This window comes from Chryseobacterium sp. AC417 (assembly GCF_979258215.1).
Map to the genome: position 1 here is coordinate 2969530 of NZ_OZ409845.1, position 25893 is coordinate 2995422.

The 25893-nt window shown below is 34.7% G+C and carries 22 protein-coding genes and 1 pseudogene; 15 read left to right on the top strand and 8 right to left on the bottom strand.

Translation table 11 applies throughout. The features are described from left to right. Window positions 1-71 precede the first annotated feature (71 nt). Together ACZZ9T_RS14155 and ACZZ9T_RS14160 are read left to right on the top strand one after the other, a co-directional pair. Window positions 72-797 (top strand): class I SAM-dependent DNA methyltransferase, encoded by a 726-nt coding sequence (locus ACZZ9T_RS14155; protein ID WP_463442625.1) that lies wholly within the window; start codon window positions 72-74, stop codon window positions 795-797. Between the two features lie 262 nt (window positions 798-1059). Then, a complete protein-coding gene (locus ACZZ9T_RS14160; protein WP_463442626.1) occupies window positions 1060-1776 on the top strand; it encodes a ZIP family metal transporter in 717 nt (238 codons plus the stop codon). 79 nt (window positions 1777-1855) lie between these two features. On the opposite strand, the gene ACZZ9T_RS14165 is transcribed toward ACZZ9T_RS14160, so the two are convergent. Both ACZZ9T_RS14165 and ACZZ9T_RS14170 read right to left on the bottom strand, forming a co-directional pair. Further along, window positions 1856-3262: an OmpP1/FadL family transporter gene (locus ACZZ9T_RS14165; RefSeq protein ID WP_463442627.1), complete on the bottom strand. Its 1407-nt coding sequence runs from the start codon at window positions 3260-3262 to the stop codon at window positions 1856-1858. Between the two features lie 53 nt (window positions 3263-3315). After that, window positions 3316-4362 carry a prolyl-tRNA synthetase gene (locus ACZZ9T_RS14170; RefSeq protein ID WP_463442628.1) on the bottom strand — a complete coding sequence of 349 codons (1047 nt, stop codon included), beginning with the start codon at window positions 4360-4362 and terminating at the stop codon, window positions 3316-3318. Between the two features lie 146 nt (window positions 4363-4508). On the opposite strand from ACZZ9T_RS14170, the gene proS reads away from it, so the two are divergent. From proS to ACZZ9T_RS14200, 6 genes are all read left to right on the top strand, one after another. Continuing rightward, a complete protein-coding gene (gene proS, locus ACZZ9T_RS14175) occupies window positions 4509-5984 on the top strand; it encodes a proline--tRNA ligase (RefSeq protein ID WP_463442629.1) in 1476 nt (491 codons plus the stop codon). A gap of 124 nt (window positions 5985-6108) precedes the next feature. Then, window positions 6109-7437 carry an OmpA family protein gene (locus ACZZ9T_RS14180; protein WP_463442630.1) on the top strand — a complete coding sequence of 443 codons (1329 nt, stop codon included), beginning with the start codon at window positions 6109-6111 and terminating at the stop codon, window positions 7435-7437. Between the two features lie 111 nt (window positions 7438-7548). Further along, a complete protein-coding gene (locus ACZZ9T_RS14185; RefSeq protein WP_463442631.1) occupies window positions 7549-8883 on the top strand; it encodes an Nramp family divalent metal transporter in 1335 nt (444 codons plus the stop codon). A 103-nt stretch (window positions 8884-8986) separates the two neighbouring features. Further along, on the top strand, window positions 8987-9523 hold the full coding sequence (locus ACZZ9T_RS14190; RefSeq protein WP_463433190.1) for a nucleotide exchange factor GrpE: 537 nt from the start codon (window positions 8987-8989) through the stop codon (window positions 9521-9523). Between the two features lie 66 nt (window positions 9524-9589). After that, a complete protein-coding gene (gene dnaJ / locus ACZZ9T_RS14195) occupies window positions 9590-10708 on the top strand; it encodes a molecular chaperone DnaJ (protein ID WP_463442632.1) in 1119 nt (372 codons plus the stop codon). A gap of 95 nt (window positions 10709-10803) precedes the next feature. Then, the gene (locus tag ACZZ9T_RS14200) at window positions 10804-11154 is read left to right on the top strand and encodes a prevent-host-death protein (protein ID WP_463442633.1); all 351 of its coding nucleotides are present in this window, start codon (window positions 10804-10806) and stop codon (window positions 11152-11154) included. Window positions 11155-11259: 105 nt separating this feature from the next. On the opposite strand, the gene ACZZ9T_RS14205 is transcribed toward ACZZ9T_RS14200, so the two are convergent. Together ACZZ9T_RS14205 and ACZZ9T_RS14210 are read right to left on the bottom strand one after the other, a co-directional pair. Beyond that, a complete protein-coding gene (locus tag ACZZ9T_RS14205; protein ID WP_463442634.1) occupies window positions 11260-12177 on the bottom strand; it encodes an acyltransferase family protein in 918 nt (305 codons plus the stop codon). 115 nt (window positions 12178-12292) lie between these two features. Further along, a complete protein-coding gene (locus tag ACZZ9T_RS14210; protein WP_463442635.1) occupies window positions 12293-13198 on the bottom strand; it encodes a DUF808 family protein in 906 nt (301 codons plus the stop codon). A gap of 122 nt (window positions 13199-13320) precedes the next feature. On the opposite strand from ACZZ9T_RS14210, the gene ACZZ9T_RS14215 reads away from it, so the two are divergent. Beyond that, window positions 13321-13818: a hypothetical protein gene (locus tag ACZZ9T_RS14215; protein ID WP_463442636.1), complete on the top strand. Its 498-nt coding sequence runs from the start codon at window positions 13321-13323 to the stop codon at window positions 13816-13818. 259 nt (window positions 13819-14077) lie between these two features. After that, window positions 14078-14737: an alpha/beta hydrolase gene (locus ACZZ9T_RS14220; RefSeq protein ID WP_463443008.1), complete on the top strand. Its 660-nt coding sequence runs from the start codon at window positions 14078-14080 to the stop codon at window positions 14735-14737. A gap of 41 nt (window positions 14738-14778) precedes the next feature. On the opposite strand, the gene ACZZ9T_RS14225 is transcribed toward ACZZ9T_RS14220, so the two are convergent. The 3 genes from ACZZ9T_RS14225 to ACZZ9T_RS14235 all read right to left on the bottom strand — a co-directional run bounded on the left by ACZZ9T_RS14225 (window position 14779) and on the right by ACZZ9T_RS14235 (window position 18159). Beyond that, window positions 14779-15495 carry a DedA family protein gene (locus ACZZ9T_RS14225; RefSeq protein WP_463433201.1) on the bottom strand — a complete coding sequence of 239 codons (717 nt, stop codon included), beginning with the start codon at window positions 15493-15495 and terminating at the stop codon, window positions 14779-14781. Between the two features lie 87 nt (window positions 15496-15582). Continuing rightward, a complete protein-coding gene (gene prfB, locus ACZZ9T_RS14230) occupies window positions 15583-16695 on the bottom strand; it encodes a peptide chain release factor 2 (protein WP_463442637.1) in 1113 nt (370 codons plus the stop codon). A 114-nt stretch (window positions 16696-16809) separates the two neighbouring features. Continuing rightward, on the bottom strand, window positions 16810-18159 hold the full coding sequence (locus tag ACZZ9T_RS14235; protein WP_463442638.1) for an AAA family ATPase: 1350 nt from the start codon (window positions 18157-18159) through the stop codon (window positions 16810-16812). A 191-nt stretch (window positions 18160-18350) separates the two neighbouring features. Here ACZZ9T_RS14235 and ACZZ9T_RS14240 point away from each other — a divergent pair, with 191 nt between their 5' ends. The 3 genes from ACZZ9T_RS14240 (at window position 18351) to ACZZ9T_RS14250 (ending at window position 20857) form a co-directional block, all read left to right on the top strand. Further along, window positions 18351-19253, top strand: coding sequence for an ABC transporter ATP-binding protein (locus tag ACZZ9T_RS14240; protein WP_463442639.1), 903 nt, complete (start codon window positions 18351-18353; stop codon window positions 19251-19253). A 2-nt stretch (window positions 19254-19255) separates the two neighbouring features. Next, entirely contained in the window at window positions 19256-20101 is an 846-nt protein-coding gene (locus tag ACZZ9T_RS14245; protein ID WP_463442640.1) for an ABC transporter permease, read from the top strand. A gap of 81 nt (window positions 20102-20182) precedes the next feature. After that, the gene (locus ACZZ9T_RS14250) at window positions 20183-20857 is read left to right on the top strand and encodes a hypothetical protein (RefSeq protein WP_463442641.1); all 675 of its coding nucleotides are present in this window, start codon (window positions 20183-20185) and stop codon (window positions 20855-20857) included. Window positions 20858-20898: 41 nt separating this feature from the next. Here ACZZ9T_RS14250 and msrA read toward each other — a convergent pair. Further along, window positions 20899-21420, bottom strand: a pseudogene (gene msrA, locus ACZZ9T_RS14255) (peptide-methionine (S)-S-oxide reductase MsrA); the annotation flags it as partial. A gap of 815 nt (window positions 21421-22235) precedes the next feature. On the opposite strand from msrA, the gene alaS reads away from it, so the two are divergent. Both alaS and ACZZ9T_RS14265 read left to right on the top strand, forming a co-directional pair. Further along, the gene (gene alaS, locus ACZZ9T_RS14260) at window positions 22236-24839 is read left to right on the top strand and encodes an alanine--tRNA ligase (RefSeq protein WP_463442642.1); all 2604 of its coding nucleotides are present in this window, start codon (window positions 22236-22238) and stop codon (window positions 24837-24839) included. Between the two features lie 210 nt (window positions 24840-25049). After that, complete coding sequence (locus ACZZ9T_RS14265) at window positions 25050-25796, top strand: hypothetical protein (protein WP_463442643.1); 747 nt, start codon at window positions 25050-25052, stop codon at window positions 25794-25796. The last annotated feature ends 97 nt before the right edge of the window (window positions 25797-25893 follow it).

A 25893-nucleotide genomic window follows, 5' to 3' on the forward strand; every position in this document is an offset into this window, starting at 1 on the left:
TTGAACTTTTCACTCTTTTAATATTTAAAATACTTTTCTTTCAACACCGCAAATTTAGTTATTTTTGCATTATGGAATGGTTTGAATCTTGGTTTGATACACCTTATTATCATTTGCTTTACAGTAACAGAGATTACACAGAAGCAGAAAACTTCATCACAAAACTCACTCAGGAGCTTCAGCTGCCTCAATCATCAAAAATAATTGACCTCGCTTGCGGAAAAGGAAGACATTCTGTTTTTCTTAATAAATTGGGCTACGATGTGCTTGGTTTAGACCTTTCTCAACAAAGTATTGAGTTTGACAAACAGTTTGAAAATGAAAATCTGGCTTTCCAAGTGCATGATATGAGAAATCCTATTGATTCTCAACCTGTCAATGCGGTTTTTAATCTTTTTACGAGCTTTGGGTATTTTGATAACGAAGCTGATGACAGAAACGTTTTCCAGTCTGTTTACAATGTCTTAAAACCAGAAGGTTTTTTTGTTTTAGATTATCTGAACGAAGAATACGTCACCAGAAATTTAGTTCCGGAAACTACCGTTCAGAGAGAAGGAGTTGATTTTCATATTTCTAAAAAAATTGAAGGCAGACATATTATTAAAGATATTCGCTTTGAAATTGACGGAGAGTCTAAACATTTTTTCGAAAAAGTAAAACTTCATACCCTAGAAACTATCGAAAACTACGCTTCAGAATGTGGTTTTGAAAGAATAAAAATTTGGGGAGATTATCAGCTGAATGATTTTCAGAAAGAAATTTCGCCACGTTGCATCAATTTGTTTAAGAAAAAGTAACTCAGAATTACAATGAAGATTAATATAGTTTTCATCGTTCTGACTTTAAGCTCTATATTTTTAGGAGTGAAATTAGGATTTACAGACAGTCATACGCCTCCATTGTCATTTGTCTTGTCTAGCTTACTATTATTGATTGGAACTGTTTTAATTTTTTTTAAGACGATTTTCAAAGATAAATACAGCTATAAAATCCATTTAGCTTTTACAGTATTAAATTTATTGATTGTTTTAATTTGTTTACTATTACCTTTTATCTAAAATGATTATAATATTATTAATTCTAAGCGTCATCACCGGAGTTTTTCTTGGAAAATTCTTTGGTAAAAAAGAGCAGTTTGCAAAAAATCTTTTGATTCTGAGTGCCGGTTTCCTGATTACCATTTGCTTAAATGAAGTTTTCCCGCTGGTTTATACGTCAGAAGTAAGTGAAAATTTGGGAATTTTCGTTATTGGCGGTGTTCTACTTCAAATGATTTTGGAAGCATTAACAAAAGGTTTTGAACACGGGCATTTCCATCATCATAATGAAAGTGGTAATATTTTACCCGCCGCTTTAATGATCGGACTGTTTATTCATGCGTTTATCGAGGGAATTCCTTTGGCAAATGAAACGAATCCCTGGTCACCTTATCTTTTAGGAATTTTGTTTCACAATCTTCCTATTTCGTTTATTTTGGGAGCATTTCTGTTTAACAGATCGGGTTCAAAAGCATCCTATCCTTCTATTTTAATTGTTGCATTGTTTGCTTTAGCTTCACCAATGGGAATGTTGCTCGGAAATTATTTCAATCCTCAATGGCAACCCTATTTTCTTGCGATTGTGGGTGGTATTTTTCTGCATATTTCATCCGTTATTATTTTTGAAAGCAATAAAAATCACAACATCAACTGGTCAAAGATTGGCTTGGTTATATTGGGAGTTTCGTTAGCTTTAATCATGCATTTATTTCATTCTCATCCTCACGATCATCATTGATATCAGGTTCAAATAAATACAACAAAGGCTTCGAAAATATTCGAAGCCTTTGTTGTATTTATTTAAGTAAAAAATCTGATTAAAATTTCCAGCCTATTGTAAGGAAGAAATTATTTCGGATATTTTTTACATCTGATACTACTGAAGATGGTGTGGTTACATCAAAATCTCCTGAGTAATATCCTGTATTGTAATTATCAAATTCATATCCCGCCAAAAACGGATTTTTGTATTCTGAACTTACGTTTTGATAAGCTGCATCAACATAAAACTTCCCGAAATCATATCCGATACCTGCACCAATTGTACTTCTGTCTCCTAAAATATAATTGCTGAAGCTGCTGTCGCCCACTGTACCTGCATTAGAAAATGCACTGATTGTAGTGGTATCAAAAGGACTTGATGCATAAGAATAACCTCCTCTCAATCTCAGAGATTTGATTCTGTACTCTGCCCCAACTTTTACTTCAGATAAATTTTTGTAGTTATCATTGAAAAAAGCGTTTAATTCAGTTTCTGCTGAACCTTGTACTTTATATCTTGGCTTTGTCAAACCTAAAGTGTAGTCAACATTTATCGCAAAGTTTTTGCTGGGAACAAATGCACCACTTAAGGTTGCTTTCATAGGAGATCTAAAGGTTCTGTCTTCTACAAAATTATCATAATAAATTCCATCTGCTCCGTCATAATAGTCTCTATAAGCTCTGTCAATGGTCCACCAAGTAGGGGTTTCAATCGATGCACCCAATCTTAATTGATTGCTTACTTTACCAATTACCCCTAAACTTCCTGAGAATCCGCTTGAATTTTCAGAATAAGGAGTAAATTGTTTGTCGAAAGTAGTAACCGAATTATCTAAGTCTAATCCGAAAACTGCGCTGTCAAACTGCTCCATATCTACTCCATGCATATTAAGACTCGCACCAAAATATAATGCATTGTTATAATTTGCACCTACCCCAACATTAAATTTTGTTTGCGTTCCGTATCTGTTGTAAGCATGACCTAAATATGACATATTTCCTACAACATTATTTCCACCCTGATCTACAAGATTTTTCGCAATAGAAACATTAGAGTTACCTGGTGATTCTACATAGTCTTCTATAGAAGTTGTCGAAATATTTGCTGCTACATTAATAAATTTCCAAGGAGTTTCTGTCATCAACTGGAACGTAGCGACACCGTTGACGTTTCCTATATTAACCTTGTTGATATTGTAATCAATAGAAGAACCCGCTAATGAAGCCGTATTTTTGTTATTAATTACAGACAGCGTTCCTGAAACATCACCTGCAATGGCAACTCCTATACCTGCAGGATTCGTCATCAGCGAAGTAGCGTCACCTCCTAAAGCTCCGTTTGAACCTACCATCGCATTAAACTTTGAAGACCCTACCATTGGAGTGTTTGAATATACATCCACGGAGTTTCTGATTACTGAAATATCCTGAGCCTGCACAAAAAATGCTGCAGAAATACTCATTATTACTAAAGATTTTTTTAACATTATTTTATTAATAGTTATTGAGTTTAATATTATCTACCTCCGGATCTGAAACCGCCGCCTCCGCCGCCTGATCTCATTCCACCACCGCCAGAAGATCCTCCTGATCTGAAACCTCCTCCGCTACTGCCAGAGTTATATCCTCCCGATCTGAAACCACCGTTATCACTTGGTCTCGATCCGCTGTCATTTCTGTATCTTGGCTGAGACTGCTGTTGTTGTGGTCTGTAATTATAATTGGGTCTTTGTTGAGCATTTGGATTTCTCATACCAGATTGATTTCTAAAACCTCCATTGGTTGTTCCCTGACGGAAACCGCCGTTTGAATTTCCTTGTCTGAAACCACCATTATTTCCTTGGCTGTTTCTGAAACCAGAACCACTGTTGCCGTTTCTAAATCCGCTTGAATTAGATTTATTGATCCCTTTTGTACTGTTTACAAATCCTCCTCCGTTCGCTCCGCTTCTTCTGTAAGCTGGTCTGTAATAATTACCTCCCCAATAGCCGTTTCCGTAACCCCAGTTTCCAAAACCATATCCACCGCCCCAGTAAGGATTGTACATTCCCCAATAAGGTGAGTTCCATCCCATTCCCCAGTAAGGGTTAAATCCGCCCCATCCCCAAGAATTTCCCCAGCCGAATGACATTCCCATGCCCCATCCGCCGTTCCATCCCCAAGGTGAGCCCCATCCCCATGGTGAACCCCAACCCCAAGAGTTGTCATAAATGTTGGTTTCATTTCCTGCAAAATTACCCCAGTCAGAGTCTGTTGCATTGTTATTCACATTGCTCCATTCATTGTATCTGTTGTCGTATTCTTGAGAGTTGATCTGAGAATTTTCTACAATACTAGATTGTGGATAGTAATCGTAATAATCTCCTACTCTATTTCCCTGATCTCCGTTAATAATAACCCCTTCAGGAAGAGTATCTTTATTGGGATCGTAATATACTCCGTCGGTCTCACTGTAACCGCCAACCTGGGCACCGCAAGACATTAATAATAAACCACTTGCAACTGCTAAAACCCCTCTAGATTTTACAATTCCAAATAAATTTTTATATATATTTCTTTTCATGATAATGGATAAATTTTTAATTTAAATTATATTTGCATCTTGTACCAAAAATATACCAAATTATTGGTAACAAGCAACTATCAAAAATAGATTTTTATTTTTAGATTACAATAATATACAAAAGTTAAAATATTAAAAAAAAATTAATGGCAAAATTAACTTCAAGAAGCGAAGATTACAGCAAATGGTATAATGAGTTGGTAGTAAAAGCAGATTTGGCTGAAAACTCCGGCGTGAGAGGATCCATGGTTATCAAACCTTACGGATATGCAATCTGGGAGAAGATGCGTGATGAGATGGACAAAAGATTCAAGGAAACCGGTCACGTTAATGCTTATTTCCCGCTTTTTGTTCCGAAAAGTTTATTTGAAGCTGAAGAAAAAAATGCGGAAGGTTTTGCTAAAGAGTGTGCGATTGTTACCCACTACCGTTTAAAAAATGATCCGGATAATCCTGGGAAACTGATGGTTGATCCGGAGGCAAAATTAGAAGAAGAATTGATTGTGCGTCCTACTTCTGAAGCAATCATATGGAATACATATAAAGGATGGATTCAGTCTTACAGAGATTTACCGATTTTGATCAATCAGTGGGCAAATGTTGTTCGTTGGGAAATGCGAACCCGTTTGTTTTTGAGGACTTCAGAATTTTTATGGCAGGAAGGTCACACTGCTCATGCTACAAAAGACGAAGCATTGGAAGAAGCGGAAAAAATGAATAATGTGTATGCAGATTTTGCAGAAAAATTCATGGCAATGCCGGTTGTAATGGGTGTAAAAACACCGTCTGAAAGATTTGCAGGAGCCGATGACACGTATTGCATTGAAGCTTTGATGCAGGATGGAAAAGCTCTTCAGGCAGGAACTTCTCATTTCTTGGGACAGAATTTCGCCAAAGCATTCGATGTGAAATTTACCAACAAAGAAGGGAAAATAGAACATGCCTGGGCGACATCATGGGGAACTTCAACCCGTCTGATGGGTGCTTTGATTATGACCCATTCCGATGATTTCGGTTTGGTTTTACCTCCTACTCTTGCTCCGATTCAAGTGGTGATTGTACCTATCTTTAAAGGTGAAGAACAATTAAATCAAATCAGCGAAGTCGCTTTAGAGATTCAGAATAAATTAAAAGCAAAGGGAATTACGGTAAAATTTGATGATGATACCCATAATAAACCGGGTTGGAAATTTGCCGAATACGAATTAAAAGGTGTGCCGTTGAGAATTGCGATGGGACAGAGAGATTTAGAAAATAAATCTGTAGAAATTGCAAGAAGAGATAATCTTACGAAAGAAACTCGTCCGCTGGAAGGTTTAGACACATATATTGAAGATTTATTGAAAACCATTCAAAATGATATGTACACTAAGGCTTTAAATTTCAGAAAGGAAAACATTACAAAAGTTGACTCGTATGAAGAATTTAAAAAGGTTTTAGAAGAAAAAGGAGGTTTTATCTATGCACATTGGGACGGAACTGATGAGGAAGAAGCGCAGATAAAAGAAGAAACCAAGGCTACAATCAGATGTATCCCGATGGATGATGACATTGAAGAAGGCATTTCTATGATTTCCGGAAAGCCATCTAAGAGACGTGTTTTATATGCGAAAGCCTATTAACACTTAACATAATATTATCAAATCTTCAAAAAATAGTTAATTTTTTGAAGATTTTTTTTAAAAATTCAACGTTTGGAGAGATTTTTGTTTAATTTTATAATACATTAATATCAAATAATACATTATGTCATTAAACATCATCGATTTAATTAAAGGACAGCTAGGTTCTGCATTAGTAACACAGGCTGCATCGCAATTGGGCGAAAGTGAATCCGGTATTTCAAAAGCTATCGGAGGTTTATTACCAGCAGTTGTTGGAGGATTGGCTAACAATTCAGACAATCCAGCTGTTCTGGATGCGATTTCAAATGCTCCTTCTCAAGGATTGCTTGGAAATCTAATGGGAACGATTACCAATAATTCATGGGTTGCAGGTTTACTAACATCAATTTTTGGTGACAAACTAGGAGGTCTGGTTAATTCTATTGCAACTTATGCAGGAATCAGTAATAACTCGTCAGCTTCTTTACTTAATCTGGTAACTGGGGCAACAGTAGGTTCTGTAGGAAAATATGCAGCTGATAATAATCTTGATAAGTCAGGAATTTCAAGTTTACTGAATGATCAGAAAGGTATAGTTTCATCATTATTGCCTGCAGGTCTTTCTTTAGCATCTTTAAATGTAGGAGACTGGGCGAAAGGTTACAAATTTGATAACGATAATGATACCATCAGGACCACACCAACAACACCACTTCCTAACCCAACACATCATGAAGAAAAGAAAATTGAAGTAACAAAAAGTGTTGCAGATGGCGGAACTTTCCCCGACAGAGCGACCACTACATCGGATGGTGGATCTATATGGAAATGGCTTTTACCTTTGCTATTATTAATTGCTGCAGCATATTTTATATGGAAGCAGTGTGAGAAAAAAGAAACAACAACTACAACCACTGTTGCAGGTGATTCTTTAAATACTGTAAATGATTCATCATCAATGCAAAATGATACTGCTACAACAATGACAACAACAAAAGTTGATGAAAACATTGATCTGAACGGTACAGCATTGAAAGGTTACAAGGGAGGAATGGAAGATAATATGATTACTTTCTTGAAAAGCGGGTCGTATGCAAGTGCAGCTGACGATGCTGCTTTAAAAGATACTTGGTACAGTTTTGATCATGTGAACTTCAAAATAGGTTCTGCTACAGAATTAGAAGCTGGTTCTCAGGGTCAAATTGATAACTTGGTAGCAATTTTGAAAGCATTCCCGGATGCAAAAATCAAAATTGGTGGTTATACCGACAAAACCGGTGTTGAAGCAGACAATGTAAAACTTTCTACTGCAAGAGCAAACTTCATCAAAACTGCATTAACCAATGCTGGTGTAGGAACTCAGATTCTTGGAGCTGAAGGATATGGAAGTAAATTTGCTGAAGTTGATGCAAGCGCTACTAACGAAGAAAGAGCAGTTGACAGAAAAATGGCTGTAAGATTTACAAAATAATTTTATTTTTAAACATAATTTAAATCCCGGAATAATATTTCGGGATTTTTTATATGAATATCATCATCATTTCATTTATTTAATTACATTTGTTAGTCATTTCTAACAATTATGAATTTTAAACTCAATAGCGCTTGGCGAAAAGAGAAAACTTCAAACTCATTATCAGAAGTTTACTCATCTATAAAAATCCCCAGAAACGGTAGTTTTTGGAGGAAATATCTTGCATTTGCCGGACCCGGATTAATGGTCGCTGTAGGTTATATGGATCCCGGGAATTGGGCAACTGATATTGCCGGCGGTTCACAATTCGGTTATACTCTACTATCTGTAATATTAATATCGAATATCTTCGCAATGGTTTTACAGCATTTGTCTGTAAAATTAGGTGTTGTTGCGGAGAGAGATCTTGCACAGGCGTGCAGAGATCATTTTAAACCTACTACAAATTTCATGTTGTGGATATTTTGTGAAATTGCCATTGCTGCCTGCGATCTTGCAGAAGTAATAGGTTCTGCAATTGCTTTAAATTTACTTTTTGGAATTCCTTTGACTTGGGGAATTGTGATTACAACTATTGATGTCTTGATTATTTTATTGCTTCAGGCAAAAGGCTTCCGCTGGATAGAAAGTATTGTTGCAGGATTGATGTTTATCATTTTAGTATGTTTTGGGTATGAAATTATCATTTCTAAACCTGAAATCAATGCCATTTTGGGAGGATTAATTCCTCAGAAAGAGATCATCACCAATCCCGCAATGCTCTACATTGGTATCGGAATTTTGGGAGCCACCGTTATGCCGCACAACTTATATCTTCACAGCAGCATCGTACAAACCAGAGATTACACCCGTGACAAAGAAGGAAAAAAAGAGGCTATAAAATTTGCAACTTTAGACAGCACAGTATCATTACTACTAGCGTTTTTCATTAATGCTGCTATTTTAATATTAGCTGCAGCAACTTTTCATACAACAGGAAATGAACATATTGCAGATATTCATGATGCGTACAAAATGCTGACTCCTATTTTAGGTGCATCGATGGCGAGTATTGCTTTTGCAGTTGCTCTTTTGGCATCCGGACAAAATTCTACATTAACGGGAACCCTTGCCGGGCAAATTGTAATGGAAGGTTTTTTAAACATCAGATTAAAACCTTGGTTGCGAAGATTGATTACAAGATTAATTGCCGTAATCCCTGCATTGATTGTGACCATTATATACGGTGAGAAAGGAACAACAGATCTTTTGGTTTTAAGTCAAGTAATCTTATCGATGCAGTTAAGTTTTGCAGTGGTTCCTCTGGTTATGTTTACAAGTGATAAAGCAAAAATGGGTGAGTTTGTCAACAAGCCCTTTTTGAAAACTTGTGTCTGGGTGATTACTTTTGTTATTATCATTCTTAATCTCTATCTTTTATATCAAACATTTTTCGGGGAATAAGTAGATGATAAATTACCTTCTCAACACAAACCTGCCTAAATGTCCTGTTTTTTTTATTTGGCAAAATCTTTGACAATCATGCTTTATAAAAAGTTATTGAAACATGGAAAATCAGGATATCAACGAAGAAAATATCAATAATCAAGAAGAAAACATTACTCAGGAAGAAGTTACAACAGAAGAAAATGTGACAGAAATTCCTACTGCAGAAGAACTTTTGGCAGTAGAAAAAGACCGTTATATCAGATTGTATGCTGAGTTTGAAAACTATAAAAAAAGAACTTCAAAAGAGAAGATGGAATTCTTCACCTATGCCAATCAGGAAATGATGGTTTCTATGTTGGGTGTTTTGGATGATTTTGAAAGAGCATTAAAAGAAATTGGTAAAAATGGAAACGCTACAGACATTCAGGGTATTGAGCTGATCTATCAGAAATTCAAAAGCAAATTAACTGAGAAAGGTTTAAAAATAATGGAAGTAAGAGCGGGTGACAGTTTCAATGTAGATTATCACGAGGCAATTACTCAGATCCCTTCTCCTTCTGAAGATTTGAAAGGTAAAATTGTAGACGTTATAGAAACAGGATATACTTTAGGTGATAAAGTGATTCGTTTTGCAAAAGTTGTAACAGGAAATTAATTATCAGTAATGGGTAATAAGTAATTAATAATTGCTCATTACCCATTGTTTATTACTTATAAATATATGTCAAAGAGAGATTATTACGAGGTTCTTGAGGTCAGCAAATCTGCGAGTGCCGACGAAATAAAGAAAGCATACAGAAAAATGGCGATCAAATATCACCCGGATAAAAACCCGGGAGATAAGGAAGCTGAAGATCAATTTAAAGAAGCTGCAGAAGCCTATGAAGTCCTGAGTGATGACCAAAAACGTGCAAGATATGACCAATATGGTCATGCAGGAGTCGGCGGTGGTGGCTATGGCGGAGGTGGTTTCGGCGGAGGCGGAATGAATATGGAAGACATCTTCAGCCAGTTCGGTGATATTTTCGGAGGTGGTTTTGGAGGATTCAGCGGTGGTGGCGGTCGTCAGCAGCAGGTGAAAGGTTCTAATTTAAGAATCAGAATCAAGCTGAATCTTGAAGAAATGGTAAACGGAACTCAAAAAACTCTTAAAGTAAAAAAAATGAAGATGGCAGAAGGTGCCACTTCAAAAACTTGTCCTACCTGTAACGGAGCCGGAGTTCAGATGAAAGTGATGAACACAATGTTCGGACAGATGCAGACACAAACTACTTGTGGAACCTGTCAGGGAATCGGGAAAGTTGCCGATAAAATTCCTGCAGGTGCAAACGCACAAGGTTTAATAAAAGATGAAGAGGAAATCTCAATCAACATTCCTGCAGGAGCCAGAGACGGCATCCAGCTGAATGTAAGAGGTAAAGGAAATGATGCGCCGTTTGGCGGAATTCCCGGAGATCTACTTGTGATTGTAGAAGAAGAAGTAGACCAGACTATCAAAAGAGAAGGAGACAATCTTCATCAAGAATTGTATATCTCTTTCGCAGAAGCAGCTCTGGGGACAAAAAAAGAAATTCCAACCGTTGGCGGAAAAGTAAAAATTACCGTTGATGCAGGAACTCAATCCGGAAAAATTTTAAGATTAGCAGGAAAAGGTTTGCCAAGTATCGACAGCTACGGTAAAGGTGATATGTTTATCCATATCAATGTATGGACTCCCCAGACACTGAATAAAGAGCAAAGAGATTTCTTTGAAAAACAAATGTCTAGCGGTGACATGGTAGCAGAACCTTCAGGAAAGGAAAAAACTTTCTTTGACAAAGTGAAAGACTTATTCAACTAAAAAAGATAATAAAAGAGGCTTTATAAAAAAAGTCTCTTTTTTAGCTTCAATTTTTTATTTAATTTTATACCTTATAAAAAAGGTAGCAATTCAAAATGAACTATCAACTTCAACTTCGCACACCAGATTCTAAAGCCAATCTTGTTTTTAACACGATAGTCTTTGATGCTTTCAAAGTAAATATTGTAGAAAGATACTACGGTCTTGTTCCTAAATCTTGCGACGTTTTATTCAAAGTCAGAACTTTAGATGATAAACTTATCAAAAGAAAAGACGGACATGTAAAAATCAGAATTAAAGACGAAGATTATAACACTTACAAAACTTTATTGAAAGTTTTGGGTTCTTACGAATACAAAAACAAACTTATCAGCAGAAATGATGCACAACAGGATTTTGTTCATTTTATTCTGAGGCTTGTTATTATGAATTATGATTTAAATTAAATTCTCTCTATTTTATTGAATACAAATTTTCGGGCAGTATAATTCATCAAATTAATAGTTTTTTTTGATGATTTTATTTTGTAGATGAATGCTGAAAATTAAAGTTTAAAGCAAATATTTGAATTTCTTATTGAGGTAAACCAAAGCAAAACTTAAAGGAATTAAAATTGCCAGAAAAATCAAAATTTGAAAAGATTGAATTTCCTTGTAAAAAGTTGACTTCATAATCAGCGGATGAACAACATATATTGCTGTGGAAAAACTTGCCAAAATTTTTGAAGTAGTTTTGATGTATATTTTCTGGCAGTATAAAAACACCAGCGGACAGGCAAAAATCAAAGAAAATAAAATGTCTGTGCTTTCTGAACTGATTGTGTGATAATTAAAAAACGCTTCTGCAATAACACACAAGACAGACAAAATCATCCATAGAAATGGCTTTTTATATTTCGACACAACAATTTCGTGCTTGTTAATCAAAAAGCCCATCGTTAAAAATGGAAAACATACGAAAAGGAAATTTCGGTAAAGCAGATAATCATTCAAAATCAGATCATGATTTTGTTGAAAATAATGCAAATTTCCCAAAACCTGAATGATATAACCTGTCAAAAATAAAAACAGAGTCAGTATAATCAATAGTATAGAACTTTGATTTCTTAAAAAATAAAGAATAAAGCCTGAAAAAAAAGTTCCGATTAAATACCATAAATGATGATAACCAAATAGAACAGTCAGGAAAATCTGTTCGTTATCCTTCCAATACGACACATAAATAAGCATCCAGATTGCATAAAGCAAAAACGTTCTGAAAAGCCATTTTTTCAGCTTTTTTTTGTTGTCAATGTGAAAGAAATAAAATCCTGTAATAATTAAAAAAACGGGAACTGCGATTCTGAACAATCCGTTGACCAAGACGTAACTTAAAGTTGGATAAGAATCTTTCAAAAAATTCATGTGCAGGAACACGACAAAAAATGCCAGTACAATTTTTAAAACATCAATTGACAAATTTCTACCCATAATTAGTCATTAACAATAAGAACTAAACATTCAATTTTCGCAAAATAAATAAAACTTTGTATTAAAAATCCTGCCGTGATCATTCAAAGCAGGATTTTGTATTAAGATATACTAATTATTTTTTTTTAGCTAATGAATATAATTTCTTTCCTCCGGTAATCAAAAACAAAGCAACTAATCCTCCGACTATACCGAAAATAACTTGTTTCAACGTTTCGTTCCATGTTGGAAGTGAGTGATGAAGATAATCGATGTTGTGATCAAAAATTCCGCCTGCTACCAAAATCAAGGCAATTGTACCGATCACTCCCAGAGCTTTTATTACAAAAGGAAGAGCTTTTACGAGTAGATGTCCCAATTTAGCAAAGAAACCTTTATCATTACTTTTCTTAATTAACTTGAAGCCTGCATCGTCCATTCTTACAATTAATGCTACAATTCCGTAAACTCCTACGGTAGCAATTATTGAGACTATCGAAACGGTAACAATTTCTACAAGCAACGGATTAAACTGTGATTTTAAAGCTTCGTAGCCATCTTTTGCTGCCGCCAATGAGATAATTACAATTTCAAGGGATAAAATAAAATCAGTGGTTACGGCCGATTTTACTTTAACTTTCTCAGCTTCTTCACCATCCTGAATCACATCGTCTGCTTCTTCAATTACTTCATGTCCCTTTTTTTCTCTGTGAAATAAAAATTCTACAATTTTCTCGACCCCTTCATAAGCCAGATAAAATCCACCAATAATTAAAATAATTTTTATCGCAGGCGAATACAGCCATTCTAGGAGGAAAACAAAAGGTACAATAATCAGCTTATTGATGAATGACCCTTTCATTATTTTCATTAACACAGGAATTTCTCTTGATGAAAGAAAACCAGTCGCTTTTTCTGCGTTTACCGCTAAGTCGTCACCCAAAATACCTGCTGTTTTCTGAGTTGCAATTTTACTCGTAACCGCAACATCATCCATCAAAGCAGCGATATCATCTAAAATCGCAAAAAAACCAGAAGCCATATTGTTTTAATATTTTTAATTAATGCTAAGTCCTGCAAAAATATAGATTTAATTTGATTTTTAACAGCTTATAATCTTAATAATGTTAATTAGATTAAAGTGTTTTCTTTAAATTTACTTGAATGAAATTACCTTTAAAAATATCTGCAGTAATTCTTTTTACTATTTTCTCACAAACATTATTTGCTCAGATAAATGATGATGACATCAGATTAAAAACTTTACAAAAATCAAATATTGGTAAAAAATATGTTTATGGAAAATGGAACGAAAAAGGCGGAACTGAAACTCATTTAACATATTTGGGGAATGTAAACACCAAAAAAGGAAAAACTTATAAAATATTGACCTCAGTATGGCTTTGGGGCTTATCAAAAAGAGCAACTAATAGAATTTTAATATTCAATAAAATTAATCAATATATTGGGGAGTATAATGTCACAATGGTTTCTGATCTGCCTAAAAAGTTTGAAAATGGAATTTTGATATTTGGAAATGAAAATAGTGATTGTGACAAAAAATCTTCATCAAAAATTAATTTTAAAAATGGCATTCCTAAAGAGTTTTTCCGAGAATGTAAGAATGGATCTGGTGATATGTATGAGTTCTACAGTCTGTAAGAAATAAATCATATCAGTCGATCACTATAAAAATCAAATTCTCCTTACCTTTACTCTATGAAAAAGCTGATTCTCAATTACCATTTCTTTGTTTTAGGATTGATAGGCTTTGTATTCAATTCTTGTAATTCTAAATTTCGGGTTTGGGTGGGAAATAAAGAACAAAAAATTTACAATTTAAATTACGGAGAACACAAACGCCAGAAAATGGATATTTTTCTTCCCTGCAGATTATGCTCCCAATTCTCCTGTCGTTATAATTCTCCATGGTGGTGCTTGGAAATATGGTAGAAAAGAGCACATGATTAAAATTCAGAAAATGCTTTTTGAAAATAATATTCCGAGCGTTAATATGAATTACCGTCTGGTTTCAAAACATTTAACTTACAGAGAGCAGCTTGAAGACATCAGTTTAGCAATCAAAAAGTTCAACAATTTATGTGAAAAAGCCGAACTTCTTCCCAATAATTATATTCTTTTGGGCGAAAGCGCAGGAGGACATTTGGCATTGCTTTACGGTTATCAGAATTCAGACAAAATAAAAAAAATCATCTCCCTGAGTGGACCTACAGATTTTTATTCTCAGGAATATTTACATTCATTCTATTCAAAATACACATCGGGAACCGTTCATAAAATGGTAGGAATACAATTTGACCGAAAGAATTTATCTGAAGAATTTAAAAAAGCCAGCCCTATTGCGAACATTACGAATGTTCCAACCCTTTTATTTCAGGGAAATCAGGATTTTCTTGTTAATCAGAAGCAAGGTTTAGCATTAGATTCAGCATTAACTGCGTTAAATGTTCCTCACAAATTTGTTTTTATGGATAAAACAGGTCACGCGCCGAGATTTTTTAATAAGAAGAAAAGAGACAGCATCATTTACCCAAACATTCTCGACTGGGTCAAAAAATAACCTGCTCAGGAAAGCAGGTTATACAATTTATTTAAAGTTAGTTATTTTTCTTTATCGATCAAATCATCTAAAACCTCATCCTCCAATTTCGGGTTTTCTTTTGGAGCTCCAAGGACAAATTTAAGAATGACAGGAACTGTAGTTACCAGAACAATGATGATGATGATAAATTCAAGCTTTTCTTTCAGATTGATCCCAAATTGATCCATGAATAATTTATCTAAATAATGCCCTGCAAAGATCAAACTGAAAGACCAGAGTATACCACCGATGATATTATCTCGTAGAAATGCCTTTTTATCCATCTTCACGATACCGGCTACAATTGGCATAAACGTTCTTACCACAGGTAAAAATCTCGCCATAATCACAGCTAATGCTCCATTTTTTTCAAAAAAATCATGAGCTTGGTATAAATATTTTTTCTTGAAAAGGAAAGTATCCTGTTTTTTATAAAGAGCAGGTCCTGTTTTGCTGCCAAACCAATATCCTACCTGGTTACCTACAATAGCAGCAATCGCCACAGCACTTGCCAAAAGAGTAGTGTCTAAAAAATCACTTCCTGTAGACCCAAAAGTCTGAGAAATAATATCTACTGCATAAATACCAGAAACAAAAAGCAAAGAATCTCCCGGAAGAAAAAACCCTACAAACAAACCTGTTTCGGCAAAAATGATAAACAATATAACCCAAAACCCACCCATATTGATATAGAATTCGGGGTTTAGTAAATCTCTCCAGCTATTGTAATCTTCCATAAGTAATGATGATGAACAAAAATAAGCTTAATAAAATTATGCTGAAAATATATTAGCATATTTTAACGAAAATTCAAACATGATATTTTATAGGTCGAGGTCATCATCAGAAACCGAAGTTCCGTCTGCCATTAAAAAGGCTTTAAGAAATGGGGTTAAATTTCCGTTCATCACACCGTCTACATCAGAAGTTTCGTGTCCGGAACGTACATCTTTTACCAATTTGTAAGGATGCATCACATAATTTCTGATCTGACTTCCCCATTCGATTTTCATCTTTCCGGCCTCAATTTCGTTTCGGGCTTTCATTCTTTCTGCCAATTCCATTTCATACAAACGGGATTTCAAAAGCTGCATTGCTTTTTCTTTATTTTGTAGCTGAGAACGGCTTTCAGAATTTTCAATAATAATTCCGGAAGGTGCGTGACGAAGACGAACAGCTGTTTCCACTTTGTTGACGTTCTGCCCTCCTGCCCCACTCGAACGCATGGTTTCAAAGGAAATATCGGCAGGATTGATATTGATTTCTATCGTATCATCTACCAAAGGATATACATAAACCGAAACAAAACTCGTATGCCTTTTCGCATTAGAATCAAACGGAGATATTCTTACCAAACGGTGCACACCATTTTCCCCACGCAAATATCCGAAGGCAAATTCGCCGTCTATTTCCAGAGTTACCGTTTTTACACCTGCAACTTCACCTTCCTGAAAATTCAGTTCCCGTAATTTATAACCCTGCTTTTCTGCCCACATCGTATACATTCTCATGAGCATTGCAGCCCAATCGCAAGATTCGGTTCCTCCTGCTCCTGCTGTGATTTGTAAGACAGCAGAAAGTTCGTCGCCCTCATTAGACAACATATTTTTAAACTCTAAATCCTCAATTTTTTCTACAAGAGCCGGAAAAGATTCGTCTAATTCTTTTTCAGAATCTGGATCTTCTTTAGCAAATTCCATTAAAACCTGAATATCTTCAAATCTTGTAAAAATTTCCTCATAATCATTCACCCACTTTTTCTTGGAGCGCATTTGCTTCATGAAAATTTCTGCTTCTTTGGGATTGTCCCAAAATTCCGGAGCAAGTGTTTTTTCTTCATCGTTTGCAATCTCAATTTTCTTTTTCTCGATTTGCAAAAATTTATATAAATCCTGAATTCTGGATTGGGTTTCTTTTATCTGGTCGTTGTTAATCAAAACTATAAAATTTGAGGTGTAAATTTACGCATAAATCATGAGCAAAGGTATTTTGAAATGGGTAATATTTAAAGCTGTAATCTCTTCAATACTCCAACGCTCAATCTATTTCACTTATACCTTATCTTCATCATTATGCTGAAAACCTATTTCTCTTCTTGGTATTTCCACAGCTTTGTAAGATTCTAATTCGGTTTTTAAAGCATGAATTCTCATCTGGAAATCATCTAAATTATTAACGATCACATCACTTAAAAACTGGGCAATCTGGTTGAGATATTCTTCGGTCAGTTTTGCTCCGGCATCCCGTAAAGCACCGTTTAAAAGTGTTTCATCAATGATGAGTTTTTCGTTTTTAGTTTTGTCATAACGGTTTTTAATTCGTTTTTTTAAACTTTGGGTAAAATCAATCAGCATGGTGTTGCTAAAAACTTTCATTTTAGAAGCAATTCCGCTCCAGAAAGGGATTTTATCAGCTTTGTTATTTTTAAGAATCCTGAAAAGCAAAGAATCTTTATCTAGATTTCTGGTCATTGAATACAGAATGATTTCCGACCGCTCCGCCGCATTGGGAGGAAAAACAGGTATTACGACATCAAATCTTCCGGGTGCCAGAATTTCTTCATCAATATCAGCGACTGAATTGGCTGAACCAACCATTAAAACATCCTCGCTCTCAAATTTTGAAATATAATGAAGAATAACTTCCTGAGATTCGAGATTGCAGGTTGCAACATTTGTCTCAGCACTTCTCGCCATCATAATTTCATCAAAATCTTCCAAAAAAAGCAAAACTTTTTCTTCTTTCATCATTTTTAAAAGAAAATCATTAAAGTTGGTCTGATTTCCATCTACGAAAGAGGTTCCCAGATAATGTTTCTTGACTTCTTTAAATTGATAACTAATTATTTCCGCAATTTTGTTTGCCCAAAAAATCTTACCGCTTCCCGGAGGACCGTATAAAATGATTCCGACAGGTTTGTTGATTCCCCAGTCTTTGATCTGTTGAGGATTTAAAAACGGTTCTAAAACGCTAGAAATATAAAAGAATAAATCTCTGTAACCTATAAAATCTCGCTGTTGCAGCCTGGTTTTATTTCCAAAATAATTATAGACAAATTGATAATTGCCTCCTAGCTTATTGTCAATGCCATAACTTGAAACCGAAGAACGGAAAAATCCGTTATCAAAAATATTGGATTGATCTTCCTCAATTGCCTTTTCAATCTTTTCTTTCGGCTGATTGATGGTTTCGGCTATTTGTTCGACAGTTTTATTTTCGTCTAAATCTTTCTCATATTGTTTCAAAAAATCCACATTTTCCCGGGCAAACTTTTCAAAATCTTCTTTCACTTCAAATTGAGTGGTGATACAATCAATAAGATCCAGATCAAAATCCTGAATAAACTGCTTGATAGCCTCTGCGGAAACACTCAATTCCTTTGCCAGTTCTATTAACTTCATAAATCATCTTTGAATCAAATTTAATAAAAAATATGATAGGTTGATGGTTACTCGTTCTTTGTTGTTTGATGTTGGATAAAAATTTAGTTCTTATCAATAAACTTATAAACGTATTAACTTTCTAATAATATTTGAACTTCATTGTAACATTTCACGAAAAAGAGAAACCTATTGCATATAGAATTAAAAACATGGAAAAAGTTTTATCGGTCAAAAATCTGACTAAAAAATTCAAGAGAGTTGTTGTTAACAATATTTCCTTTGACGTAGAAAGAGGCAATGTATATGGACTTCTCGGTCCCAACGGAAGCGGAAAATCAACTACTTTCGGAATGCTGCTTTCAACCATTAACCCTACAAGTGGCGACTGGTTTTGGTTTGGCAAAAAAGGAACTGATCCTGAAACACTGAAAAGAATAGGCGCCATCATTGAACAGCCGAATTTTTATCCTTATTTAAATGCCGAAACCAATCTTAAAATTGTTGCAGAAATCAAAGGAACACCTTTCTCAAGAATTGATGAAGTATTGCAAACCGTAAAACTTTTAGATAGAAAAAAAGACGCTTTTAAGACCTATTCTTTGGGTATGAAACAACGTTTGGCAATTGCTTCTGCTTTGCTGAATAATCCGGAAGTCTTGATTTTAGACGAGCCTACGAACGGTTTAGATCCTGAAGGAATCATTCAGATCAGAGAGATTATCGGGAGTATCGCAAAACAGGGAATCACCATCATCATTGCGAGTCACCTTTTGGATGAGATTGAAAAAATCTGCAGCCACGTAATCGTTTTGAAAGAAGGAAATGCGATCTACTCCGGAAGAGTGAACGAAATAACGAATAACAAAGGATATTTTGAACTGAAAGCTGATAATAACACCACATTGATGACTGCTCTGGAAGAACTTCAATGGTTCGGTTCTATCAATATTGACGGCGATGTTATCAAAGCACAGATTCTTGAAGATGTATCTGTCTCTGCGTCTGCTCTAAATCAGAAATTATCTGAAAAAGGCATTTTCTTATCTCATCTTGCAAAAAGAAAACAGTCACTTGAAAATCAATTCCTTGAACTTGTAAAAAACACCAACTAATCATGATGAAATTATTAAAACTTGAATATTACAAAAACCTGAATTACACACCGTTTAAGGTTTTTACGATACTTTACTTTGCAATATTGGTAATTTTTTTACTAATCGGTTTGGTTGATATAAAACTGTTCGGAAACCCTATTAATTTAAAAGAACAGGGAATGTATAATTTTCCGGAAATCTGGAATTTCACCACATGGATAGTTGCTTTACTGAAGATTTTCTTAGGATTAATCATTGTATTCTCCATCTGTCAGGAATTCAGCAACAGAATGTTTAAACAGAATACGATAGATGGTTTAAGCAGAGAAGAATTTATCGGTTCAAAACTGCTTACCATTACGATTTTTACGGTGATTTCCACTGTACTTGTTTTGGCAATTACAATGTTTTTAGGATTTCAATATTCTAAAGATACAGAATCATCAAAGGTTTATGCAGAGATATTTTTCATTGGAAATTACTTTTTAAAGCTGTTTACATTTTTCTGCTTCTTAATGTTTCTTTCTATTTTGTTGAGAAAATCAATCTTTGTATTTCTTGCGTTTTTTGTACTTTGGGTAGGCGAATCGATTCTTGGAGGTATTGAAACCTATTCGAAAGTTAGCGGAATGCAGGGACCACAGAGAAATGAGATTCTTCAAAACGACTTTTTCTTCAGCAAACTTTTACCGTTGGAAAGTATGTCGAGTTTAATTCCAAACCCGATGATGAGACTTAATATGGCAAAAGCGATGGGTATGAAATACGAGTTTACCTATCCTACGGAAAGTCTGATTGCCTGTATCGTTTGGTGTACAATTTTCATTCTGGGTTCTTATCTGATCTTGAAAAAGAGAGATTGGTAGTTTTTATTTTAAGATTTAACATTATTCAAATATAAAAGTGATTCATTTTTTGAGTCACTTTTTTTATTTACATTTGAACCGATGATTTCAGGAAAGAAAATATACTACGTTCCAGGATTGATAAGCGCATTATTGATTCCTGTTTTGTTTTGGTATTACATCACCCCATACATCGACTTTACGGTTGCGAATATTATAGACATACAACTTCCATCCCAAGATAAGAATGCAAATGCAGACAAAAATGGTATTGGAATTTTTTTGCCTTTAAAACATGATCATTACACAAAAATAAATATCAAGAGTAATAATGCGAAAAAGAATTCAAATCTATATGTTTCTGAAATTAGAAAACTCAAGAATCAAAATTCTCAGAACTCAGGAATTGAATTTATTCTAAATGAAAAGAACACATACGGTGATTTTGTATCATTATTGAATGACTTTCATATTTCAAAGCATGAATATTACGGAATAGATTTAGAAACAGGAAATTTAGTCGTGAGTTCAGATTATCCAAAACCTAGAGAATCTGATGAAAAGATTGAGTGTCTGCTTTGTCATGATAATTTTGTAAATACAGAAGCTTTTGAACAAAATTTTATTCAACAATCTTTTGAGAATATTAAAATAAGTATTCAAAATCAGGAGAACATTTTAAATAATCTTTCTCAACCAGCTTATTATATATTTTTTTCCTTTTTAATCTTCCTAAACATCTCCATGTTCAGCATCAAAGAAAGATTTTTAAACTAAAAAAGTTGCCTTTCGACAACTTTTCAATTTTATTTTTTCGCTTTTGGCGGGTTTGCTTTTCTCGCTTCTTCAAAAAGTCCCGGTTCGATATGACAGTAACCTCCCGGATTTGCGTTCAGATAATCCTGATGATAATCTTCCGCTTTATAGAAATTTTTCAAAGTTTCAACCTCTACAACGACCGGCTTAGAATAATTTTTGGCTAATTTTTCAACTTCTGCTTTTACAATTTTTTCTGTATTGGCGTCAGTAAAATAAATTCCGCTGCGGTAATTATCTCCTACATCATTTCCCTGTCTGTTTAAAGTCGTAGGATCGATTGATTTAAAATAAAGTTCAATCAACAGTTTCAAATCTACCTCATCTGCATCGTACTTCACTTTTACCGCTTCCGCAAAACCTGTAGTATGACTCACCACTTCTTCATACGTTGGATTTTTAGTTTTCCCATTGGCATATCCTACTTCAGTTCCTACAACGCCTCTTACCTGCTGAAATAAATGTTCGGTTCCCCAAAAACATCCTCCTGCAAAATAAACTTCTTTTACATTTCCTGCTTCCATAATTTTTTGATTTTCTTCTTTAGTTTCTGTTGGTTTTACTTTTTTAGAATCTCCGCAGCTTGCTGCAAAAACAGCAATTCCAAGAAACATTCCCAGTAATATGAATATGTTTTTCATTTTTTGTTTATTATGCTTAATCATTTTGTTGATATAATTTTTAGAACACTTTTGTTAGATGCAAATTTCACGCTAAAATTAAATTTGATTTAGATTAATTTTCAACGATCAATTTCTTTAATATGATATACGAAAAATCTTAGAAAATAGTTTGTTTAACTGGTTTACGATTACACGATATTTCTCATAAGCTAAATTTTAACGCAAAGAAAGACTAAGATTTTTATACATAAACATTCTTAAATTAGGATAAGCAAAGGCGTTCACTTATTAAAGAAATACAAGGTTCTGATGATTTATAATATTTTCATCAACGAATTGTTTTAAAAACCTTTCTGATTATCAGAAATTTGTAATAACAACACTTTGCGAGCTTTTATAAGTGAAATCGAAGATTCGACTAAGTCAAACGCCTCTGTGTAACCTAAAGCAGTTAGTAGTTACAAATCTTTGTGTGCTTTGCGTTAAAATAAACACCAAAGTCAATATCCAGCAGCATTCTTAAATCAATTTTAATTGATTCTTAATTACCCTTAATAAATTAATTTTCTTAATGGTGAAATTTAAGAACAATTAAAAAAAATCTATCAAATACACTCGATAATTTTCATTAATTCTCAGCAACTCTATTTCGCAATCACTTAAAAATATTAAATTTGCAACCTTATCAATTTTTTTGATATTAAAAGCTATAAAAAATGACTTCACAGGAAATACGCCAACAGTTTTTAGACTATTTTAAAAGTAAAAACCACCTTATCGTTCCTTCAGCACCTATCGTGTTGAAAGACGATCCAACGCTGATGTTTTCCAACTCCGGAATGACACAGTTCAAAGATTTTTTCTTAGGATATAAAACTCCGACGGCGCCAAGAATTGCCGATACACAAAAGTGTCTGAGAGTTTCCGGAAAGCATAACGATTTGGATGATGTGGGCCGTGATACCTATCACCACACCATGTTTGAAATGTTGGGAAACTGGTCTTTTGGCGACTATTTCAAAAAAGAAGCTATTTCCTGGGCTTGGGAATTGTTGACGGAAGTGTACGGAATTCCAAAAGAAAATCTGTACGTGACCATTTTTGAAGGTGACGAAAAAGAGAATCTGGAAAGAGATACTGAAGCTTATGATCTTTGGAAACAATTTGTTTCTGAAGACAGAATCATCAACGGAAACAAAAAAGATAACTTCTGGGAAATGGGTGCAAGCGGACCTTGCGGACCTTGCTCTGAAATTCACGTTGACCTTAGAAGTGCAGAAGAAAAAGCAAAAAAACCTGGAATTGAGGAAGTAAACAACGACCATCCACAAGTTGTAGAAATCTGGAATCTCGTATTCATGCAGTTCAACAGAAAAGCAGACGGCTCACTGGAAAACCTTCCTGCAAGACACATCGATACAGGAATGGGATTCGAACGTCTTTGTATGGCTTTGCAACAGAAAGAATCGAATTATGATACTGATGTTTTTACGCCTTTGATTGCTAAAGTTGAAGAACTTTCAGGAAAAAAATATACAGGAATTTTAACGGACGAAAAAGATATTGCGATCCGCGTTGTAGTAGATCACATCAGAGCAGTTTCGTTTGCAATTGCTGACGGACAGTTACCTTCAAACGGCGGTGCAGGTTACGTAATCAGAAGAATTTTAAGAAGAGCAATCTCTTATTCTTATCGATTTTTAGATCGAAAAGAACCATTCCTTTTTGAATTGGTAGCTGTTCTTCAAAACCAAATGGGAAAATTCTTCCCGGAATTGGAAAAGCAAGGAAAATTAGTCACTGAAGTCATCAAAAGTGAAGAAGAATCTTTTTTAAAAACTATTGAAACAGGTTTATTAAGAGTTGAAAAATTAATTCAGCAGACGATTTCAGAAAATTCTAAAGTTCTATCAAGTGTAGAAGTTTTTGAATTATATGATACCTACGGTTTCCCTGATGATTTGACGAGAATTATTGCCGAAGAAAAAGGTTTGACGATTGATGAAGCTGGTTTCGAAGCTGAAATGTTAAAACAAAAGCAACGTTCTAAAAAAGATTCTGCTTCTAAAGTGTACGACTGGGTTGTTTTAGAAGAAAAGCCTGAAAATTTTGTTGGTTATGACCAAATCGAAGCGGAAACATATATTACAAGATACAGAAAAGTAGAAAATAAAGACGGCGAATTTTATCAGGTTGTGTTGAGCAACTCCCCTTTCTATCCTGAAGGAGGAGGACAGATCGGTGATAAAGGCGTTTTGGAAAATGCAGTTGAAAGCTTTGAAGTTATTGAAACTAAAAAGGAAAACGGATTGATTATTTCGTTAATCAACGGACTTCCGAAAGATGCGGGGGCTGTTTTCTACGCTAAAGTCAACGCAAGCGAAAGAAAAAATTCTCAGGCAAACCACTCTGTAACGCATTTATTGCACGAGGCTCTGAGAGAAGTTCTGGGAACGCACGTTGAGCAGAAAGGTTCATTCGTTGGTCCTGATTATCTGCGTTTTGACTTCTCGCATTTCAGTAAAATGACAGAAGAAGAATTGGCTTTGATTGAGGAAAAAGTCAATGCAAAAATTAAAGAAAATATTGCACTGCAGGAGTTTAGAAACATTCCGATTCAGGAAGCGATTGAGAAAGGTGCGATGGCATTGTTTGGTGAAAAATATGGCGACAGCGTGAGAATGATCCAGTTTGGAAGTTCAAAAGAATTGTGCGGTGGAACTCACGTACAACATACAAGCGAGATCGGTCATTTTAAAATCAACTCTGAAAGTTCTGCTGCGGCTGGAATCAGAAGAATTGAAGCCATTTCAGGAGACAAATCTGAAGAATATTTCAAGAATTTGGAAAAACAAGTTGCTGAACTTTCACATTTGTTAAAATCTAAAGATATTGTAAAATCAATTGAGAAATTAATGGATGAAAATTCAGCATTAAAATCTGAAGTTGAATCTCTGAAAAAAGAAAAAGCAAAAAGCGAAATCGGCGACTGGAAAACTTCTTATGAACATAAAGGCGACAAGCAGCTTCTGGTAAAGAAAACTTCTCTGGATGCAGGTTCTGTGAAAGATATCGTATTTCAACTGAAGAAAGAAATTCCGACTTCTGTAACGATTGTTTTATCCGATTACGACGGAAAACCAATGATTACCGTTGGGATTTCTGATGATTTGGCTGCAAGTTATCAGGCAGGAACGATTATAAAAGATTTAGCAAAGGAAATTCAAGGCGGCGGCGGCGGAAACCCAGGTTTTGCAACAGCAGGCGGTAAAAATCTTGATGGTCTGGAAAATGCCTATCAGAAAGCTTTGAATATTTAATTCTTATTAACATATCACTACTTATGGTTCTGTAAGATTTTATTGTACGGAAGTAGTTTAAACAATCCCTTTCAGTTTTGAAAGGGATTGTTTATGTTATAAGATCAATCCTCTTTTCACTTCTTAAGCCGAGATTAAATTTTAAAATTAAATAACATAAACAGAGACCTAAAGTTTATGTTTTTGATTATCTTTCCTAAAATATTATTTATGAAAAAACTACTTTTTATGGTAATGGCTTCAATGCTGTTAATGGCTTGTAAAACAAAAGAAGACAAGACCCAGGAGTTTGTGGATATGTATAATCGGTCTTCGAGTATGATCACCAACAACAAAATTAAATCGACTAAAGCCACAACATCCAGTCCGGATTTAGTTAATATTTCCGTAGAGACCGATTACGAAGGCAGCGGAATGGAAAGCGATCTGGTAACAGCTGCTCTCCCCGATCTTATAGGACAGGCTATTAAAAGTGAAAAATTAGGTCAGGAACTTTTCGATAGCGGAGTAAAATTTAATCTAAAAGTATATGGTCTCAATTCTAAATTGATTTTAGATAAAACCATCGACAACAAAACCCTTGCAAAAGATGTTGATTTTAAATCTATTGCTAAAGGAAACCAACCAAACAATCAACAACTGAACAGTATTCTTGAATCATTCAACAAGAATCTTCCCGTTGAGGATCCTTCAACAGGAACAAAAATCACAAATATTAAAGCGGATGCTGATAATAATTTAGTGTATACCTGCGAAGTTCCTGATAGCTTTAAGAAGGCTTTGGCAATTGAAGGAACAGAGGTAGCCATGAAAGAAGCGATGCTGAAATCTGGTCAGATCAGACAAGTGTTTTCACAGATTTCTGTTTTGGGAATCAATCATATCAAATATATCTATACTGATAAAAGCGGTAAAGTATTGAAAGAAATTACCATCACGAAGGAAGAAGCAATGTAATACAACTTTCATTTAAAAACAATAGAATTCCCGATAATGGACGGTTCCGAAGAGTTCAACACTTTTTAGACAGTTCATGATCGGGAATTTTGTTTTT

Excerpts from the sequence above, each read along its gene's own strand:
- ACZZ9T_RS14245 (WP_463442640.1), top strand. The coding sequence starts at position 19,256 with ATGATGAAATTATTAAAACTTGAATATTACAAAAACCTGAATTACACA.
- ACZZ9T_RS14265 (WP_463442643.1), top strand. The coding sequence starts at position 25,050 with ATGAAAAAACTACTTTTTATGGTAATGGCTTCAATGCTGTTAATGGCT.
- ACZZ9T_RS14200 (WP_463442633.1), top strand. The coding sequence starts at position 10,804 with ATGAACTATCAACTTCAACTTCGCACACCAGATTCTAAAGCCAATCTT.
- ACZZ9T_RS14225 (WP_463433201.1), bottom strand. The coding sequence starts at position 15,495 with ATGGAAGATTACAATAGCTGGAGAGATTTACTAAACCCCGAATTCTAT.
- ACZZ9T_RS14190 (WP_463433190.1), top strand. The coding sequence starts at position 8,987 with ATGGAAAATCAGGATATCAACGAAGAAAATATCAATAATCAAGAAGAA.
- ACZZ9T_RS14155 (WP_463442625.1), top strand. The coding sequence starts at position 72 with ATGGAATGGTTTGAATCTTGGTTTGATACACCTTATTATCATTTGCTT.
- alaS (WP_463442642.1), top strand. The coding sequence starts at position 22,236 with ATGACTTCACAGGAAATACGCCAACAGTTTTTAGACTATTTTAAAAGT.
- ACZZ9T_RS14185 (WP_463442631.1), top strand. The coding sequence starts at position 7,549 with ATGAATTTTAAACTCAATAGCGCTTGGCGAAAAGAGAAAACTTCAAAC.
- ACZZ9T_RS14180 (WP_463442630.1), top strand. The coding sequence starts at position 6,109 with ATGTCATTAAACATCATCGATTTAATTAAAGGACAGCTAGGTTCTGCA.
- ACZZ9T_RS14165 (WP_463442627.1), bottom strand. The coding sequence starts at position 3,262 with ATGAGTATTTCTGCAGCATTTTTTGTGCAGGCTCAGGATATTTCAGTA.
- ACZZ9T_RS14210 (WP_463442635.1), bottom strand. The coding sequence starts at position 13,198 with ATGGCTTCTGGTTTTTTTGCGATTTTAGATGATATCGCTGCTTTGATG.
- ACZZ9T_RS14215 (WP_463442636.1), top strand. The coding sequence starts at position 13,321 with ATGAAATTACCTTTAAAAATATCTGCAGTAATTCTTTTTACTATTTTC.
- ACZZ9T_RS14240 (WP_463442639.1), top strand. The coding sequence starts at position 18,351 with ATGGAAAAAGTTTTATCGGTCAAAAATCTGACTAAAAAATTCAAGAGA.
- ACZZ9T_RS14250 (WP_463442641.1), top strand. The coding sequence starts at position 20,183 with ATGATTTCAGGAAAGAAAATATACTACGTTCCAGGATTGATAAGCGCA.
- ACZZ9T_RS14205 (WP_463442634.1), bottom strand. The coding sequence starts at position 12,177 with ATGGGTAGAAATTTGTCAATTGATGTTTTAAAAATTGTACTGGCATTT.
- ACZZ9T_RS14170 (WP_463442628.1), bottom strand. The coding sequence starts at position 4,362 with ATGAAAAGAAATATATATAAAAATTTATTTGGAATTGTAAAATCTAGA.
- proS (WP_463442629.1), top strand. The coding sequence starts at position 4,509 with ATGGCAAAATTAACTTCAAGAAGCGAAGATTACAGCAAATGGTATAAT.
- dnaJ (WP_463442632.1), top strand. The coding sequence starts at position 9,590 with ATGTCAAAGAGAGATTATTACGAGGTTCTTGAGGTCAGCAAATCTGCG.
- ACZZ9T_RS14160 (WP_463442626.1), top strand. The coding sequence starts at position 1,060 with ATGATTATAATATTATTAATTCTAAGCGTCATCACCGGAGTTTTTCTT.
- ACZZ9T_RS14235 (WP_463442638.1), bottom strand. The coding sequence starts at position 18,159 with ATGAAGTTAATAGAACTGGCAAAGGAATTGAGTGTTTCCGCAGAGGCT.